16 protein-coding genes are annotated in these 15,898 nt (G+C 62.4%); 4 read left to right on the top strand and 12 right to left on the bottom strand.

Features of this window, described 5'->3' with window-relative positions; genetic code table 11:
* Positions 1–990, top strand: a complete 990-nt coding sequence (locus IVA82_RS03640) for a 3-hydroxybutyryl-CoA dehydrogenase (RefSeq protein ID WP_247384718.1) — start codon at positions 1–3, stop codon at positions 988–990.
* Here the strand turns inward: IVA82_RS03640 and IVA82_RS03645 are convergent.
* The 4 genes from IVA82_RS03645 to IVA82_RS03660 are packed head-to-tail and all read right to left on the bottom strand — an operon-like array spanning position 987 to position 4,463.
* Positions 987–2,033 (bottom strand): peptidase M29, encoded by a 1,047-nt coding sequence (locus tag IVA82_RS03645; RefSeq protein ID WP_247384719.1) that lies wholly within the window; start codon positions 2,031–2,033, stop codon positions 987–989. The genes IVA82_RS03640 and IVA82_RS03645 overlap by 4 nt on opposite strands.
* 38 nt (positions 2,034–2,071) lie before the next feature.
* Positions 2,072–2,839: an ABC transporter permease subunit gene (locus IVA82_RS03650; protein WP_247384720.1), complete on the bottom strand. Its 768-nt coding sequence runs from the start codon at positions 2,837–2,839 to the stop codon at positions 2,072–2,074.
* A complete protein-coding gene (locus tag IVA82_RS03655; protein ID WP_247384722.1) occupies positions 2,836–3,621 on the bottom strand; it encodes an ABC transporter permease in 786 nt (261 codons plus the stop codon). Before IVA82_RS03655 ends, IVA82_RS03650 begins: the two co-directional genes overlap by 4 nt.
* Positions 3,618–4,463, bottom strand: coding sequence for an ABC transporter ATP-binding protein (locus tag IVA82_RS03660; RefSeq protein ID WP_247384724.1), 846 nt, complete (start codon positions 4,461–4,463; stop codon positions 3,618–3,620). Before IVA82_RS03660 ends, IVA82_RS03655 begins: the two co-directional genes overlap by 4 nt.
* Between IVA82_RS03660 and IVA82_RS03665 the strand changes: the two genes are divergently transcribed.
* Positions 4,390–4,560 (top strand): hypothetical protein, encoded by a 171-nt coding sequence (locus tag IVA82_RS03665; RefSeq protein WP_247384847.1) that lies wholly within the window; start codon positions 4,390–4,392, stop codon positions 4,558–4,560. The two genes, IVA82_RS03660 and IVA82_RS03665, sit on opposite strands and share 74 nt — an antisense overlap.
* A 28-nt stretch (positions 4,561–4,588) precedes the next feature.
* Here the strand turns inward: IVA82_RS03665 and ilvD are convergent, their stop codons facing one another.
* Positions 4,589–6,283 (bottom strand): dihydroxy-acid dehydratase, encoded by a 1,695-nt coding sequence (ilvD, locus tag IVA82_RS03670; protein WP_247384725.1) that lies wholly within the window; start codon positions 6,281–6,283, stop codon positions 4,589–4,591.
* Between the two features lie 77 nt (positions 6,284–6,360).
* A complete protein-coding gene (locus tag IVA82_RS03675; protein WP_247384726.1) occupies positions 6,361–7,344 on the bottom strand; it encodes an ABC transporter substrate-binding protein in 984 nt (327 codons plus the stop codon).
* Between the two features lie 179 nt (positions 7,345–7,523).
* Here IVA82_RS03675 and IVA82_RS03680 point away from each other — a divergent pair, with 179 nt between their 5' ends.
* Entirely contained in the window at positions 7,524–8,432 is a 909-nt protein-coding gene (locus IVA82_RS03680) for an NAD(P)-dependent oxidoreductase (RefSeq protein WP_247384728.1), read from the top strand.
* 25 nt (positions 8,433–8,457) lie between these two features.
* Here the strand turns inward: IVA82_RS03680 and IVA82_RS03685 are convergent, their stop codons facing one another.
* From IVA82_RS03685 to IVA82_RS03710, 6 genes are all read right to left on the bottom strand, one after another.
* Positions 8,458–9,015, bottom strand: a complete 558-nt coding sequence (locus tag IVA82_RS03685) for a flavin reductase family protein (RefSeq protein ID WP_247384730.1) — start codon at positions 9,013–9,015, stop codon at positions 8,458–8,460.
* A 9-nt stretch (positions 9,016–9,024) separates the two neighbouring features.
* A complete protein-coding gene (locus IVA82_RS03690) occupies positions 9,025–10,254 on the bottom strand; it encodes an acyl-CoA dehydrogenase family protein (protein WP_346658727.1) in 1,230 nt (409 codons plus the stop codon).
* 109 nt (positions 10,255–10,363) lie between these two features.
* Positions 10,364–11,632, bottom strand: coding sequence for a CoA transferase (locus tag IVA82_RS03695; RefSeq protein ID WP_247384732.1), 1,269 nt, complete (start codon positions 11,630–11,632; stop codon positions 10,364–10,366).
* Between the two features lie 240 nt (positions 11,633–11,872).
* Positions 11,873–12,301, bottom strand: coding sequence for a GNAT family N-acetyltransferase (locus IVA82_RS03700; protein WP_247384734.1), 429 nt, complete (start codon positions 12,299–12,301; stop codon positions 11,873–11,875).
* Positions 12,302–12,381: 80 nt separating this feature from the next.
* Positions 12,382–12,681 (bottom strand): hypothetical protein, encoded by a 300-nt coding sequence (locus IVA82_RS03705; RefSeq protein WP_247384842.1) that lies wholly within the window; start codon positions 12,679–12,681, stop codon positions 12,382–12,384.
* A 269-nt stretch (positions 12,682–12,950) separates the two neighbouring features.
* On the bottom strand, positions 12,951–13,154 hold the full coding sequence (locus IVA82_RS03710) for a hypothetical protein (protein ID WP_247493163.1): 204 nt from the start codon (positions 13,152–13,154) through the stop codon (positions 12,951–12,953).
* Positions 13,155–13,378: 224 nt separating this feature from the next.
* Between IVA82_RS03710 and IVA82_RS03715 the strand changes: the two genes are divergently transcribed.
* Complete coding sequence (locus IVA82_RS03715; protein ID WP_247384737.1) at positions 13,379–14,941, top strand: FAD-dependent monooxygenase; 1,563 nt, start codon at positions 13,379–13,381, stop codon at positions 14,939–14,941.
* Positions 14,942–15,898: the final 957 nt, after the last annotated feature.

Below are 15,898 nucleotides of genomic sequence, written 5' to 3' on the forward strand. Positions count from 1 at the left end.
ATGGCAACCCGCGCCAATATCGCCTGTCTCGGGGCCGGCCGCATGGGGCGCGGCATCGCCGTCGCATTCGCCTATGCGGGGCACAGCGTCACCATGATCGACGTCAAGGCCCGTTCCGCAGAAGACTTCGCCAGGCTGGAGGCGGACGCACTCAGCGAAATCAGGAAGACATTTTCCAGCCTGTCGAGCCTAGGGCTGCTGACCGAAGCGGACGTCGCCCCGCTCGTCGCGCGGGTCTCGGTGGTATCGACCAGCCGCAGTGAGGCGACGCTATCCGACGCCGGAATGGTCTTTGAGGGGGTTCCTGAGGTCGTCGAGCTTAAACGCGAGGTGCTGGGCTCCGCATCGAGGCAGGTCCGTGCCGATACGATCATCGCATCGACGACGTCCACAATCCTCGTCGATGATCTGTCCGGCGCGGTCGAAAACCCTCGCCGCTTCCTCAATGTGCACTGGCTCAATCCGGCCTATCTGATCCCGCTGGTGGAGGTTTCGCCCGGCAAAGCAACCGATCCCGCCATCATCGACGAGGTGAAGGTGTTGCTGGAGAGTATCGGTAAGGTCCCGGTTGTCTGCGCAGCGACACCCGGTTTCATCGTTCCACGCATCCAGGCGCTTGCAATGAATGAAGCCGCCCGCATGGTCGAGGAAGGTGTCGCGAGCGCAGAGGAGATCGATAAGGCGATCCGCTACGGCTTTGGCTTCCGCTACGCCGTGCTCGGGCTGCTGGAGTTCATCGATTGGGGCGGAGGTGACATTCTCTACTACGCCAGCCGCTATCTCGAAGGCGCCCTCGGCAGCGATCGTTATCGCGCGCCGGAGGTGATTTCACGGAACATGCAGGAAGGCAAGATCGGCCTGCGAACGGGGGCGGGCTTTCTCGATTATTCCGGCCTTGACGTCGACGCCTACCGCCTGAGACGGCTCAAGGCCATGGTCGAACTGCTCAGGCACTTCGGCCTTGCCCGCCCGCCAATCCTTGATCGTTAGCCGAAGACGTCCTGAAGCACGCCTCCCCGCACCACCGCCACGCCATCGAGCTCGATGGTCGTTCCCATCATCGGCAGGTCGAAATGGCCCGCCGTGTAGCGGCCGGCGAATTCGTTCGCGCCGGTCGAGAACAGGAAATTGCCGGAAACGGCGCGAATCTCCGTACCATTGGTATCGCGCTGGTCATACATCGACAGCGCCTCGTAGCGCGCGCCGGGGTTCATGCCGAAGCCGACATGCGACACGGCGTAGGCCTCGCGATCGCCCCAGGCCGCCAGATAGGCGCGCATCATCGCGGCATCCGCGCCCTCGCCTTCCAGCTCGACGACATAATCGTCCTTCAGCGTCATCTTCACTGGCGACGTCAGGTAACGCTTGAAGGTGAGATTGATATCACCTGGCGCCATCACCAGCGTACCGTTGATCGTCCCGCTCTTGGGAAAGCTGACCACGATCCCGCCCGGCCAATGCGCCAGCGTGCCGGGCTTATCGGTCCAGCCCCACACCCCGACCGTCGAAGCTCCCACCATATCGACGTCGAGCGCAGTGCCAGCCTTTGAGGTAACCCGCATCCGCTTGGTCCCACGAAGCATCTTGGCTGCCGCCCGAACGCGCCTTTCCAGCGCGGGATCGGGCACCATCCGCTCCAGCGCCTCGGGATGCTCGTTGGAAATCACCAGGATGCGCGCTCCCGCTTTCAGGATCTCCGGCGTCTCGACCGCATGCATCAAGCCTTCGATGGTGCAATCCACGACGAATCCAGCCTGCTGAAGTGCACTGACCACCGGTGTCAGCCGCTGGATCGCCTCGCTCGCCCCTGTCGAACGAACCGGGACGACGTGCCGATTGCGCGGGGTCGGCAGCACTATATGAAACGGCCGCGCGCCCATGCGCAGCAGAGCAAGCTCGGCCAGATGCACGTTCAATGCGCGCGATTGCGTTTCCGACAGGATCGCCGCGGTATCGCCGGCCTTGACCGCGCATCGTTCGAAAATCTCGCAAAATGCGTCGATCCATTTTGCCTCGATGCGATCAGCCAGCATGTTTCACTCCCGGTATCGTGGCTTTTTGTTCGGTCAGATCACGCTTCGGGAAAGCCCCGCAAGAGGTACGATCGCAAGGTTCCCAACAGCCCGTTCAGGATCAAACCAAGCAGCGAGATCGTAATCAACGGTACGAACATGTCGACTGCCTGAAATGTTCGCGCCGCCGTCACGAGGACATGGCCCAGCCCGTCCGTCGACGTGATCATCTCGGCCAGAAACACCACGATGCAGGAAATGACAAGGCCGATGCGACAGCCCGTCAATATCGAGGGCATCGCTGCGGGTAGCACCACCTTGAAGAGGATCTCGTAGCGCGGCGTGCCCGCCGCCATGGCCGACCAGATCAGCTTTTGCTCGACAGTCGACGCACCATAGTAGGTGGACAGCAGAATGGGAAAGAGCGCGTCCGCCGCCACCAATGTGATCTTCGATCCATGGCCGAAACCGAGCAGCAGCAGCAGCGCCGGGTAGAGCGCGACCTTGGGCAAAGGCGCCAGTACCCGCACGATCGGGCGGACTATGGCATTGATCGCAGGATTGGCGGCAGCAGCGATGCCGACGCCCACGCCAAGCCCGACCGCAATGGCGAAGCCGGCAAACAGCCGGAACAAAGTCGCCGCGATCTCCTGTTGAAACGTCCACGTCACGAGTTGCTGGAGCAGCCGTCCGAAGACCGCTCCTGGCGGCGGCAGCAAGGCTGCGGGCGCAAGGCCGGATGACACGAGGCCCTGCCACACCGCGATCACCAGCACGATTGGCACGAGCCCAAGAGCGAGATTTGTCGGGAGGAGTCGCGAGGTCATGAGAAGCTCAGCGGCAAGTCGAACTGTGGCTCGGACCAACGCACAAGCCTTGCGCGGATCCGCTCGAAGGCCGCATCGAGGCAAATTCCCATCGCCCCAACGATGATGATCATCGCAAAGACCGTGTCGTACTGACCCATGTCGAGCGCGTTGAACAGGATGTTCCCGGCGCCGGACTGGCGGGCGATCATCTCGCTGGTGATCATTGTGATCAGCGCCAGTACCAGCCCCGTGCGGCACCCGGTCAGAATCTCCGGCAGCGCCGCCGGCAATACGATCCGCACCAAACGCTGCAGGGGCGAGAGCCCCATCGCCGCGCCGGACCACAGCATCTTCTCTTCGACGGCCTTGGCCCCCTCAAAACTGTGATAAATCACCGGCAGGCTCACACCGAGGAAGATCACCAGGGTCTTCGTGATGTCGCCGACGCCGAGCCACAGCATGATGATCGGCATCAGGGCGGCCTTGGGCACTGGATAAATGATCATCAGCAGCGGATTGAAGAACGCCGCGACGGCGCGGCTGCGGCCCATCAACAGGCCCAGCGGGATGGAGAACAACACCGCGACACCAAACCCGATCGCCATACGGCGGAGCGACGCCAGAATGTTGATCAGCGCCTCCTTGTCGCCGAGGATGTCGGGGATGGCACGGATCGCCTCGATCGCGGTCGGAAAGCTATCGTTCTTCAGCGCGAGCGACGCGATCTGCCATATCGCCAGCAGCCCGATGCAGGCGAACACGGGGGCAGCACGTCTGGCCAAGGCCGCCGGCGACATCATGGGGGTGATCCGGCTTCGTCGCTTTCATCAAACATCCGCTCGATGTCGACGATGTACTTCTGGTAGCGTGAGTCAAGCAATAGCTCGCTCCGACGACGCGGCCGCGGCAGATCGATGTCGATGACCTGCCGGATACGGCCAGGAGACTTCGACATCATCACGACCTTGTCCGACAGGAAGACGGCTTCATCGACTGAGTGAGTGACGAACAACACCGTCTTGCGGTCGCGCTCCCAGATGTTCAAAAGATCGTTTTGCAAGCGCGTCCGGGTGTGTGCGTCAAGCGCGCCGAACGGCTCGTCCATCAATAGAACTTCGGGGTGGTACGCCAGCGTCCGGGCCAGTGCCACGCGCTGCTTCATGCCACCCGATAGTTCCTTGGGATAGAAGTTCTCGTAGCCCTTGAGCCCGACCATTTCGATCAGAGCCAGGCTCTGTGCTTCGGCCTCAGCGGTACGCACGCCTTGCTGGCGCGGGCCATACATCACATTGCCGAACACCGTCTTCCAGGGAAACAGCGCGAACTCCTGAAACACCGGCCCACGATCCGGGCCGGGCCCTGTGATCGCCTTTCCCTTCATCTTGGCTGCGCCGCTGGTCGGGCTGACGAAGCCTCCGACGATGTAGAGCAACGTTGACTTGCCGCAGCCGGACGGACCGAGAATGGAGACAAATGCTCTCTCTTCGATCGTCAAGCAGATGTCCGACAAAGCCAGATGATCCCTGCGCGACGAGGTCTGAAATACCTGTGAAACGTGGTCGATCTCGATGATCGCAGAAGCCGGCTTTTGTGGCGTCACCGGTCTCACCCATTCGCTCGATCTCGAAGGCACTACCTTCATCCCGTCTCTCGCCTCACTGGCGCGCGAATGCTGCGCAACCGATCTGCTGAATGTCCTCCATCAGCGATACGAGCTTAGCAAGAAACTTGCCAAATAGGCGGCCGTTTTCGCACAGGAGCGGCGCGTCATTCGAACCAGGGCCATTCGGCCGGGCCGTCATGCGTCACCGCTCCACCCGGCGCCTGGCCAACAAGTCGCGCATATTTCGCGAGCGCACCTGCGCGATGACGTGGCGGCCGTGGCTTCCAATCATGCTGTCGCGCCGCAAGTTCCTGCTCGCCGATCAGCAAATCCATACGGCGGCCGGCCGCATCAATTCGGATCCTGTCCCCGTTGCGAACAACTGCCAACGGGCCTCCAACAAAAGCTTCCGGGGACACATAGCCGATGCACATGCCGCGGGTCGCGCCGGAGAAGCGTCCATCGGTGATCAAGGCCACCTTCTCGCCCATGCCCTGTCCGTAGATCAGCGCAGTGACGCCGAGCATCTCGCGCATACCGGGACCGCCGACCGGGCCTTCGTTGCGGATCACCAGCACCTCGCCCGCCTTGTAGCTGCGGTCGCGTACCGCTGCGACGCAAGCTTCCTCGTCTTCGAACACCCGCGCCACGCCCTCGAAGAACTGGCTTTTCAGACCTGCAACCTTGATCACCGCGCCATCGGGACAGAGATTCCCCTTCAGCACCGCCACGCCACCATCGGGCATGATCGGTGCACGGGCCGCGTAGACGACCTCCCCATCGGGTGCGTTGGCCGCGCCATATTCTTCCGCGAGTGTGCGGCCCGTGATCGTCAGGCAGCCGCCATCGATGTGTCCGCTTTGAATGAGCTCGCGGATGATGACGGCGGCGCCGCCGATGTCGTAGACATCCTTCGCCGTGTACTTGCCGCCGGGTCGCAGGTTTCCGATCAGTGGCGTCCGGGCGAAGATCTCCCCGACGTCATCGATCGTGAACGGGATGCCGGCTTCGTTCGCAATCGCCGGCAGATGCAGCGCAGCATTGGTCGAACCGCCGGTCGCGGCAACGATTGCCGCGCCGTTCTCCAGCGCTTTGCGCGTCACGATGTCGCGTGGCAGCGGCCCGCCATGTTCCAGCATCTCCATCACCAGCCGTCCGGCGCGCCGGGAGATCTGCGCGCGCTCGGTATAGACACCGGGTACCATCGAGACGTTGGGAATGGTCAGGCCCATCGCTTCCGACACCATTCCCATGGTGTTCGCGGTGAATTGTCCGGCACAGGCTCCGATCGTCGGCAGACACGCGCGCTCGATCCGTTCAAGCGTGGCCCCATCGATCTCTCCCGTCATGAAGCTGCCGACGGCTTCATAGGAGTCGAGCACGGTCAGAGTTCGTCCATCCAGGCGGCCAGGCAGCGAACTGCCGCCGTAGATGAAGATGGACGGCACGTTGCAGCGGACCATTCCCATCATCACGCCGGGAAGCGTCTTGTCGCACCCGCCATAGCCGATCAGCGCGTCATAGGCGAGACCATGAACGACTGCCTCGATGGAGTCGGCGATCAGCTCGCGCGAAAACAGGGAAAACTTCATTCCCTCGTGATTCATGCTGATGCCGTCGGACACCGAAACCGTCGAAAACTCCCGCGGCGTGCCGCCGGCCTCCTCGATCCCTGCCTTGGCTGCATCCACCTGGAAGTCGTGAGTCATGTTGCAGGGCGTCTGTTCGCCCTTCATGCTGACGACGCCGACCATCGGCTTGGCAATCGCCGCGTCATCGAGGCCCATGGCGCGCATGAACGCGCGATGCGGGGCCCGGTCAAGGCCGTCAGTCGTTATCCGCGATCGCAACTTCTTCATATTTGCATCATCTTCACGCAATGTCCCGCATATGGCGGGACATTACGACTAGGTTGATACGACAAACGGCCAACCGCCTATTGTAGCGGCGCGACGATCGTCGGATGCTTGAACTGCGCGACATCCAGCTTCGGCAGCATTCCCGTCTCCGCGTAGATGTCCAGCATCTTCTGGATCGCAGGGAAATTCGGCGCCGCACCCGGGTCGCGGCCGAAATCATTGTCCTTGAGCAGATATGTCTCGAGCACCGGGACCGGCGCCTTCAACACCTCCGACACCACCTTCAAAGTCTCTTCGCGGTTCGCCAGTGCCTTTTTCATGCCCGAGGTGATGTCGCGGACATAAGCCTTGACCGCCTCGGGATTCTTGTCGACGAAATCGGCACGGCAGGCTTCCAGGATGTGCACGATATTCGGCATGACCTGCGACAGCGAGAACAGCTTACGGGTGCCACCCTTCGCCTCCGCGCGCGCGGCAAACGGCTGATTCATGTTGACCGCATCGACGCGCCCCTGGCGCAGGGCGTCTTCGGAGACGGCAAAGCCGACCTCGACGAGCTTGATATCCTTGGACGGATCCACACCATTTTGCTTCAGGAGCAAATTGAACGGCCCTTGCGTCCCGCCGCCGATCACGGATATCCCGACCGTCTTGCCCTTAAGGTCGGCGATCGTCTTGATGGGGGAATCGTCCATCACCGCCCAATAGACCGAGAATCCGCCGGGCTTCTCGAACACGTGCTGTGCCACGATGTAGGCCTTGAGATTGCCGCCGACCACACCATTGGAGAGCGACAGCGGCGCCTGCGTTGCGCAATCAAGCGCTCCGGCTGCCAACGCCTGCGTCATCGGCGCGGTGCCCTGGAACTGAGTCCATTCGATGTTGTAGGTCTTGCCGATATTGGGAAATTCGGCCGGCCTGCGCATCATCCAGTATTTGGATTCTTCGGCGGGGATCGTCCAACCGACGCGGATCGTCTGCTGCGCCCCTGACGGGGTTGCGCCTGCAATCATGGTCGCCGCCGCTCCTACAGCCAGCATCCACCTCGAAACCGTCCGCATCGTGCCCACTCCGTTGCTCGAGCGCCGACCGGCGCCACCCAACCCGACCAGCCCAAATGTTTCATGGTTCAAACAATCAAGCAAGCCATGCAGCCGGACCGGTTTCGCCGGGGAGTGCGCGATGTAATGGTACGATGGCGGTCGCTCGGCGTTTACGCGACGACATGAGGAAGCAACCTATGGCTGACACGAGCAAGACAAACCCGCAAGGCGTCGAGAGATTGGGCTATCTTGGCCTTGGACTGATGGGGACGCCGATGACCCGCCGCCTGCTCGCGGCCGGCCATCGGGTCACCGTCTGGAACCGCTCGCTCGGCAAGGTCACACCACTCGTCGAAGCCGGCGCAAAGCGCGCGATGACGCCGCGCGACGTACTCGCCAACTCGGACACCGTCTTCATGTGTGTGACAGATGCCGCTGCCGTAGAAGAGGTGCTTTTCGGCGCCGAAGGCCTTTCAGCGGCTCCCGGTGCAGGCAAACTGGTCGTGGACTTCTCATCGATCCATCCCGATGCCGCGCGCGATCTCGCTTCGCGACTGAAAGACACGAACGGCGCAGGCTGGATCGATGCGCCGGTGTCGGGCGGCACCAAGGGTGCCGAGGAAGGGACGCTTGCCATCATGGCCGGCGGAGACGCGGCGGACATCGAAAGGGTGCGGCCTTACGTCCTCGCCATGGCGCGCAGATTCACCCACATGGGTCCCACCGGAGCCGGTCAAACCACAAAGCTCTGCAATCAGGTGATCGTCGGATGCGCGATGGCCGTCCTTGCCGAGGCAACGCGTCTTGCGACCAATGCCGGAATTGACGCCAATCGACTGCCCGAAGCGCTCGCCGGCGGCTTTGCCGATTCGATTCCGCTTCAGCTTTTCGTGCCAAGGATGGTCCAGGGCGTTCACTCGCCGCCGCTTGGCCACATCGCAACCATGCTCAAGGACCTCGATACCGTCGCGGACGTCGCCCAGGCGACATCGACGCCTGTGCCAATGGCCTCACTCGCCGGCCAAATCTTCAGGCTGGCAAAGGCCGCCCGCGGCGCGGATGCCGACGCACTGGAGATTTACAAGCTCTCAGCCGCAGAGCGTTGAGCAGCCGTGTACGACCTGAAACGCGTTACGGTTTGCGCCCATCATCAGCCAAGAACCTGCCAAACGTCCCACGCGCGAACAGCAGTGGCTCTTTTGTATTGTAAGTATAGGCCTCGACAGCACCGAGAAAAATCACGTGATCGCCGCCATAGTAGCGGTTGACAGAACGACACTGAAAACTGGCGACGCTCTCGGCAAGCACCGGAGCGCTGCCGAGCCCGGGGGTCCAGTCAACGCCTGCAAATTTGTCGTCGGACGATTTGGCGAATTTGTTGGCCAGCGCCTGTTGCGACGCTCCGAGCACGTTGACCGTGAAATGGCTGGCGTTCTGGAACACGGTCAGGCTCGAGGAATAGACCACCAGACTCCACAGAACCAGTGGAGGATTCAGCGACACCGAAGCGAACGAATTGCACGTCAGACCGTAGGGCTTCCCATCAGGCGCCGCGGCCGTGATGATAGTGACGCCGGTGGCGTATGAGCCGAGCGCGTTGCGAAAATCGCGGGGATCGATCGGCGAGCTATCGCTCGCAAGTTCATTGGCCGAATCAGGGGCGGCCGGCTGCTTCGGCAGATCATTCATCGGCCGGCCTCACAGCGTGAGATTTTCGGACGGCAGGCCAAGCGCCACACGTCCATAATTGGTTCCGGCGGCGTCGAAATTGAATGCGAGATGCGAATTGATCGCATGGGCGTCGCGGAATTGCCTCTGCAACACCCCCGTCGTGAACAAACCGCGCGCTCCGCTTGCCGCAAACAGCATCGACACTGCATCGGTACACAGATTGACCGAGAAAGCGCCGTCGCGCCGATATCTGGTCTTGGTCGCGGTGTCGGGAATACGGCCCCGCCGCGCGGCCTCCATGGCCTCGATACAGGCCGAGCGCATGACCAGACGCGCAGCATCGATCTTGGCGGACGCCTCCGCGATCTTGATCTGCGTACTCTGAAAGTCACTCAGCTTGGCACGGTTATAGGTCGAAATGCGATGACGGGCGACCTCAGTGTAGTCGTCCAGGCATGCCTGCGCATTTCCGAGAGCTACTCCCGACAGGACGTAGGGAAACAGCGAGAACACGGGCAAGGCGTACAGCGGATTGGGATTAACGTTGCTGCCCGGCGTCGGACCGCCAGCGAGCTCGCCGACGGCGACCGTCATGTGGTCCGCCACAAAGGCTTCCCTGACCTCCACGTCGCAAGAACCGGTACCCCGCAGCCCCGTGACGTTCCAGGTGTCGAGGACTTTATAATCGCTCCTCGGCAGCAGAAAGATCCGATACTCGATGCCGTCTGCCTCGTCGTCGGAATAGACGACGCTTGCAAGCATGTTCCATTCGCAGGAGGCGACGCCGGAAGAGAACGGCCAGCTTCCGTGCAGCCGGTATCCGCCCTTGACCCGCGCGGCACGGCCGGCAGGAAAGATGAACGATGATGCAATCAGCGCGTCGGCATCCCTTCCCCAAACCAGATCCTGCGCCTTCGCATCGAACATGCCGAGCATCCAATGGTGGCTCGCCAGGTTGGCGAAGTTCCAGGCCACGGACGCGTCAGCCTGTCCCAGCAAATCGGCGCAGTCGATCAAGGCAACATAGTCGAGCTCGGCGCCGCCAATGCGCCTTGGCTGAAGCATCCGGAACAGACCGGCGTCGTGGAGATCCCGCTCGGTCTCCGGCGGAAGATGCCTCAGCTCTTCGGTCCGGGCCGCCCGCTCCCGCAGCTGCGGCAAGAGCGATCGCGCCCTTGCGACCATCGTCGCATAGGCGCTTTCGCCGGCTTCCGGCCCGATGGACTGACCCATGCTCGGCTCTTGACCAGGCGCCATTCCTGTCCCTCGCTTTCAGATAGTTATGCGGCCGGAACCTCACTAAATCAAGCCGATGCAAATCGACGGCGCGCACAACTGCTGCATGCGAGCGGACCAGCCACTTCGCTCAGGTCGACGCTCCGGGTTTCGCCGGCCCCAAGGCGCCTTTCCGGATGAGCTCCATGATCCGACCCTGGTCATAACCAAGCGTCTCACGCAAAACTTCCTCTGTGTGCTCACCCAGCAGCGGCGCAGCCACGGGGTCAACCGCCGCGGTGAAGCTCATGGTAATCGGCGGCTCAACGTTGGGCACCCATTCCGCCGTGCGATGCGGGATCCGACTCAAGCGATGGCGCTCACGGGCTTCGGGTGCATTGAACCCCTCCTCGACGGTGCGGAGATAGCCGACCGGGATATTGGCCAGCTTCATCTTCGCCATCCAGTTCTCGAGGCTGTCGCTTGCAAAGACCTCCGCGATGGCCGCGCGCAACAGCTCCTTATTCTCGGACCGCGCTTTTCGCGTGGCGAACCGCGGATCGGTGATGAGATCAGGCCGCTTCAACACCTCGACCACCAGGCGGCGATAGAGCCGGTCATTGGCGCAGGCCATGTAGAGCGGCCCGTCGGATGCTTCATAAACGCCGACAGTAGGAGAGCCGCTTGGCGAATTGCCGAACCGACCTGGATTTTGTCCATTGATCAGATAGGCCATTCCATAGAAGCCGGTCATCGCCATCGCGATGTCGAACAGGGCGACCTCGACATGCTGGCCGCGACCGAGCCGATCCCGCGCAAGCAGGGCCAGCAGGATGGCATTGCAGGCAGACATCCCTGTCGCCATGTCCACGATGGGTGGGCCGGTACGAACCGCCGGGCCATCGGCAAATCCGTTGAGTGACATGAACCCGCTTTCAGCCTGGGTGATGGGATCGAAACCGGGACGCGAAGCGAACGGTCCGGTGCGCCCATAGGCCGAGATCGAGCAATAGACCAGCCGCAGATTGAGCGGCGCGACCGCTTCGTAGTCGAGGTCGAACTTCTTCATGACTCCGCTCGAAAAATTTTCCACGACCACATCCGCCTTGCGGATCAGATCCCGCACCACGTCGCGAGCCTCCGGCACGCTCAGATCGAGCGCAATGCCCTGCTTGTTGCGGTTCAGGCTGAGATAGGCTGCGCTCTCGCCGCCGATCTCAGCGTGTTCATAGGCGCGTGTGTCGTCGCCGCCGTCCGGATTCTCGATCTTGATGACGCGAGCGCCGAAGTCGGCAAGCGTCTGCGTGCAAGCCGGCCCCGCCACAACGCGCGTAAAGTCGACGACCAGCAGACCATCAAGTGCAGTTGGCGCTCCCGTCGTCCGCGGCGAACGTTCCGGCAACTGAGGCTTGGTGGTCATCGATAGTGCTCCCTTTACATCGGCTTGTGGCCGCCGAATTTCCTGCAAGAACGAACTTAAAGCCCGACGCCGCGGACTTCGCAAGTGATTCACTCACCTCGCCTCGAAACGCGAAACGGCCCGGCAGCCGTCAGGCTGCCGGGCCGCTAAACGTCTGGGCGCGCCGAAGCTGCGCCTCGCGCGAACCAGCCTACCCTACGCGAGTCACGTTCCGCATCACGGGAAACCCTGCTCCATCGCTCAGCGCAGCCGCTTTCGCCGGTACAGCGTATGCGACCAGGCCCACGGCACCTTGGGTTCGTAAAGCCGATAGCCCGCCTGAATAAAATTATTGGCAGACACCAGATTGTCCGTCGTATCCGAGACGATGTTGTTCAATCCGATGCGCCACCCTCTGGCCTCGATGGCTCGCATCAGCCTGAGCTGGAGCCCCCGCCCCCAATGCCTGGGCAGAACGCCGACCCTGGAGAAGTACCCGCTCTTTCGCGCGTGAGTCGACGGCACAACGCCGGCGAAAGCGATCGCCTGATCATCATGATAGGCGAGCCACCATGAACCCAGCTCGAACCGCGGCAGGGCTGCGCCATCGAGGAATGTCAGCCGGTACAGGTCGCCGAGAGTCTCGGCAATCTCATCTTCACCCGCTTTGACCGTACGAATTCTGTACATCGAATGCCCAATACATCGCATGCCCAATGCGACTGGCTGATCCAGAGCGCCAGCGAGGCCGGCCTCACCGCCGTGTAGGTCTATTTGCCCAATACGACCTTGACGCCGAGCCAGACGGCCCCCATCAGACCGGCGGCAATCACCGTGATCACCGCCTTGAATGCGTAGCTCTGCGCCTGTTCCACGCTCTTCCGCCACCGGCGCAAGTGCTGGAAATCCGCTCTGAGTTCCTTCCGGTCGTCCTCTTCGATCCCAAAGGACGCCAGCACCGATGCCGTCGCCTTCAACACGATGGCATCGATGCTCTCCTGCTGGAGCCGGTGCCGTTCGGCCAATGTCTCGGCGACGATCAACCGGATTTCCTTGTCGGGCATCTTCACCGTTTGACGATCCTTGCCAACATTCTCAAAACCGCGCTTGGCCAAATAGAAGGAGGCCACGAGGTTGGCAGTGATCGCCGCAAATCCCGCCAGCGCGTCTTTGAAGACGAAGCCGGGGACCTTTGCCCGGCAAGTCAAATTCAATCCCAACGCCCGGTCACGTGCGGGCATGAAAAACGAGCGCGGCCAACGAATAGGCCGTCCTCGCGTTAGCCTCCGCAGGAGGATCGGCCACGATACAAAAAATGACACAACAAACGTCGCGCGAGTTACCCCGGCCAGAGCCGCGCAGCGATGATCGGGGCGCCAAGCAAGCCGCGATTGTCGAGGACGCCAACAAGACCAACAGCGGGGATCGCGATCTCGTGCACGCCGATGGCGACAACATCGACCTTCCCGACGAGCCCGGCGATATATCGAAAGACGACCAGCTGCGAGTTCGCGCGATGCGGCGGAACGACGTCCGACCTCAACCGGCGAACAAAAAACCCGCTGCGGAATGTTCCGCGCGGGCTGAAGCAAACTCGTTTCGATGATGCCATTTAGCCAGTGTTTTGCCCGACGTGTCAAACGCGGCCCGGCACGGAAGAATGCGTCTCTCCTCCCAGCTTGATATGTGGTGTGCAAGGGGCTTGCTTCAAGTCCCCGGTGATCCCTTAGAACCCGCCGCCCAAGCAACGAACCTGGGGGGTCGCACATGACCATATTGCCTCCGACATCCCGGTCCCGCAGCCGGACTGAGCCAGCCGGCACGAACGGCCCGGCACACCATGCGGTGCTGATCGCCGGGGGCGGCCCGACCGGGCTGATGCTCGCGGCCGAGCTTGCGCTCGCGGATATCGATGTCGCCATCGTCGAGCGGCGCGCGGCCCAGGAGCTCGTCGGCACGCGCGCCGGCGGATTGCACGCGCGCACCATCGAGATCCTCGATCAACGCGGCGTAGCCAGCCACTTCCTCGCTGAAGGACAGATCACCCAGCTCGCAGGCTTCGCCTGGACCCGGCTCGACATCAGCGACCTCCCCACCCGGCACGCTTACGGGCTCGCGCTGCGGCAGAGTCACATCGAGCGTATCCTGGCCGGCTGGGCCAGCGAGCTCGCGGTGCCGATCTATCGGGAGCGCGAGGTGACGGGCTTCACTCAGGACGAGAGCGGCGTCGACGTTACGCTGTCGGACGGCCGCTCGCTGCGAGCAAACTATCTCGTCGGCTGCGACGGCGGCCGCAGCCTGGTGCGCAAGGCCGCCGGAATCGACTTCGTCGGCACAGATCCAACGCTCAGCAACCTCATGGCCGAGGTCGAACTGAGCGAAGAGCCGGCCTGGGGCCTGCGCCACGACGCCCTCGGCTTTCACGGCCTCAGCAAATCGGAGAGTGGCCGCGTGCTGGTCGTGGTGACGGAAGAGACACTCGAGCACACCGGCGAGCCCGGCTTGCGCGATCTCAGCGAAGCTCTCATTGCTGTGTACGGCACGAACTTCGGGCTGCACAGCCCCGCGTGGATCTCCCGCTTCACTGATGCGGCACGGCAGGCGGCGTCGTACCGCAAGGATCGCGTGCTGCTCGCCGGCGATGCCGCGCATATCCATCACTCCGTCGGCGGGCAAGGTCTCAACACCGGCGTGCAGGACGCGGTCAATCTCGGCTGGAAGCTGGCGCAGGTGGTCAAGGGCATTTCGCCGGAGAGCCTCCTCGATACCTATCACGCCGAGCGCCATCCCGTTGCCGCGCGCGTGCTGCGCAACACCATGGCGCAAATCGCCCTGCTCCGCCGCGCCGACAACGGCCTCATTGCCGCACGCGAAGTCATGTCCGAACTGCTCGCCATGGACGAGCCGCGCCGGCGCGTTGGCGCGATGATGTCCGGGCTCGATATTCATTACGATCTCGGCGAAGGACACACGCTGCTCGGGCGCCGCATGCCCGATCTCGACCTTGTGGTCGAAGGCCGCCCGCAAAGATTGTTCACGCTTTTGCATCGCGCCCGGCCCGTGCTGATCGATTTTGGCGAGGCGCGCAGCATCGACATCGCACCATGGGCGGGGCGCGTCGACATCATCGACGCCAGCTACGACGGCGCGTGGCAGCTTCCTGCCATCGGACAGGTCGCCGCGCCGCAAGCGGTGCTGGTGCGTCCCGATGGGCACGTGGCCTGGGTGGGTGATGCGAGCCGGCACGGACTTGCGGAGGCGCTGACCGCGTGGTTCGGGCCGGCTGGGGCTGTAGCGGAGGAACACCTCAGACGGCGTCGAAACAAATAGGCCCGCGGCATCCCGCGGGTCTGATTGAAACATCAGGTTTTCGAAACGCGGCTCAATATCAGAAGGTTGCGCCGCTCGTTGATTCTGATGCGATCGTTTTTGCCTGGCGAGTCCAGAGTCTGGCTCTCAGGTTTGTGTGCAAGCGCGTCAGCGATCCATTGCGGCCATTCGGCCCCTGGACTTGGCTCAACGAGCGTTGGACGCATCTTCTGCGAGTCGGATTCGAATCTTGGGAGGCGCACTCTTTCCTTAAGTATCAGGGACGCGATACGGCCTGCGTTAGGAACTATCCTCACTGGCGGGCTGTTGCTTGGCTTCATGCCGTGAAGCCCCGGGAAACAACATGTTGGACGCCGCCCTATGTCAAAAGCTCGCAAATGAATACAAGGCCGGTGCTCGATCATCCGGCCTTTCCGTAGAACGAACAATTCTGTTTGAAGAACATCGCAAGGACCCTCGCCGGCCTGGCCAATCAATTGGACAGGCTTGCCACTCTGACGAGAGAAGAAACAAGGCCGGCTCAGGGGCAGTCCGTCGGACAAGCCAGGCGCAAATTGGAATACCTGGGAACGTCGGGCCGCTTGCCGAGTTCTCCCGACGCCCTGCCCCAAGGGCAACTGTAGGCCCCGGCTCGCAAATCCCCATTGCCCCAGAGCTGGGGCCTTTTTCGCTCGGCGATTTGACGCTCGCGTTCGGGGGTCTCTTCCAGGGTCATCTGTTCGAGATTCAGGAACTTTCGGCAATGCCCGCGATTTGATTGGCGCTCGCCGGATAGTGGGCGCAGCCCAAAGGACCGCCGGTCCGGAGTGACTCGCAGCGTGTCGTCGATCGCGCTTTCGGCGAGCCGGATGGCATCCGGATCTCCCCGGGAGATCAGCGAACGGAGCAGGCTCTGGCACTTGTCCAAACCTCGCACCGGTTTAGCCCTGCTCGCGCGCGGATTTCGACTTCGGCTTT

It is taken from the genome of Bradyrhizobium sp. 142 (assembly GCF_023074015.1).
In the GTDB taxonomy this organism is placed as follows: Bacteria; Pseudomonadota; Alphaproteobacteria; order Rhizobiales; family Xanthobacteraceae; genus Bradyrhizobium.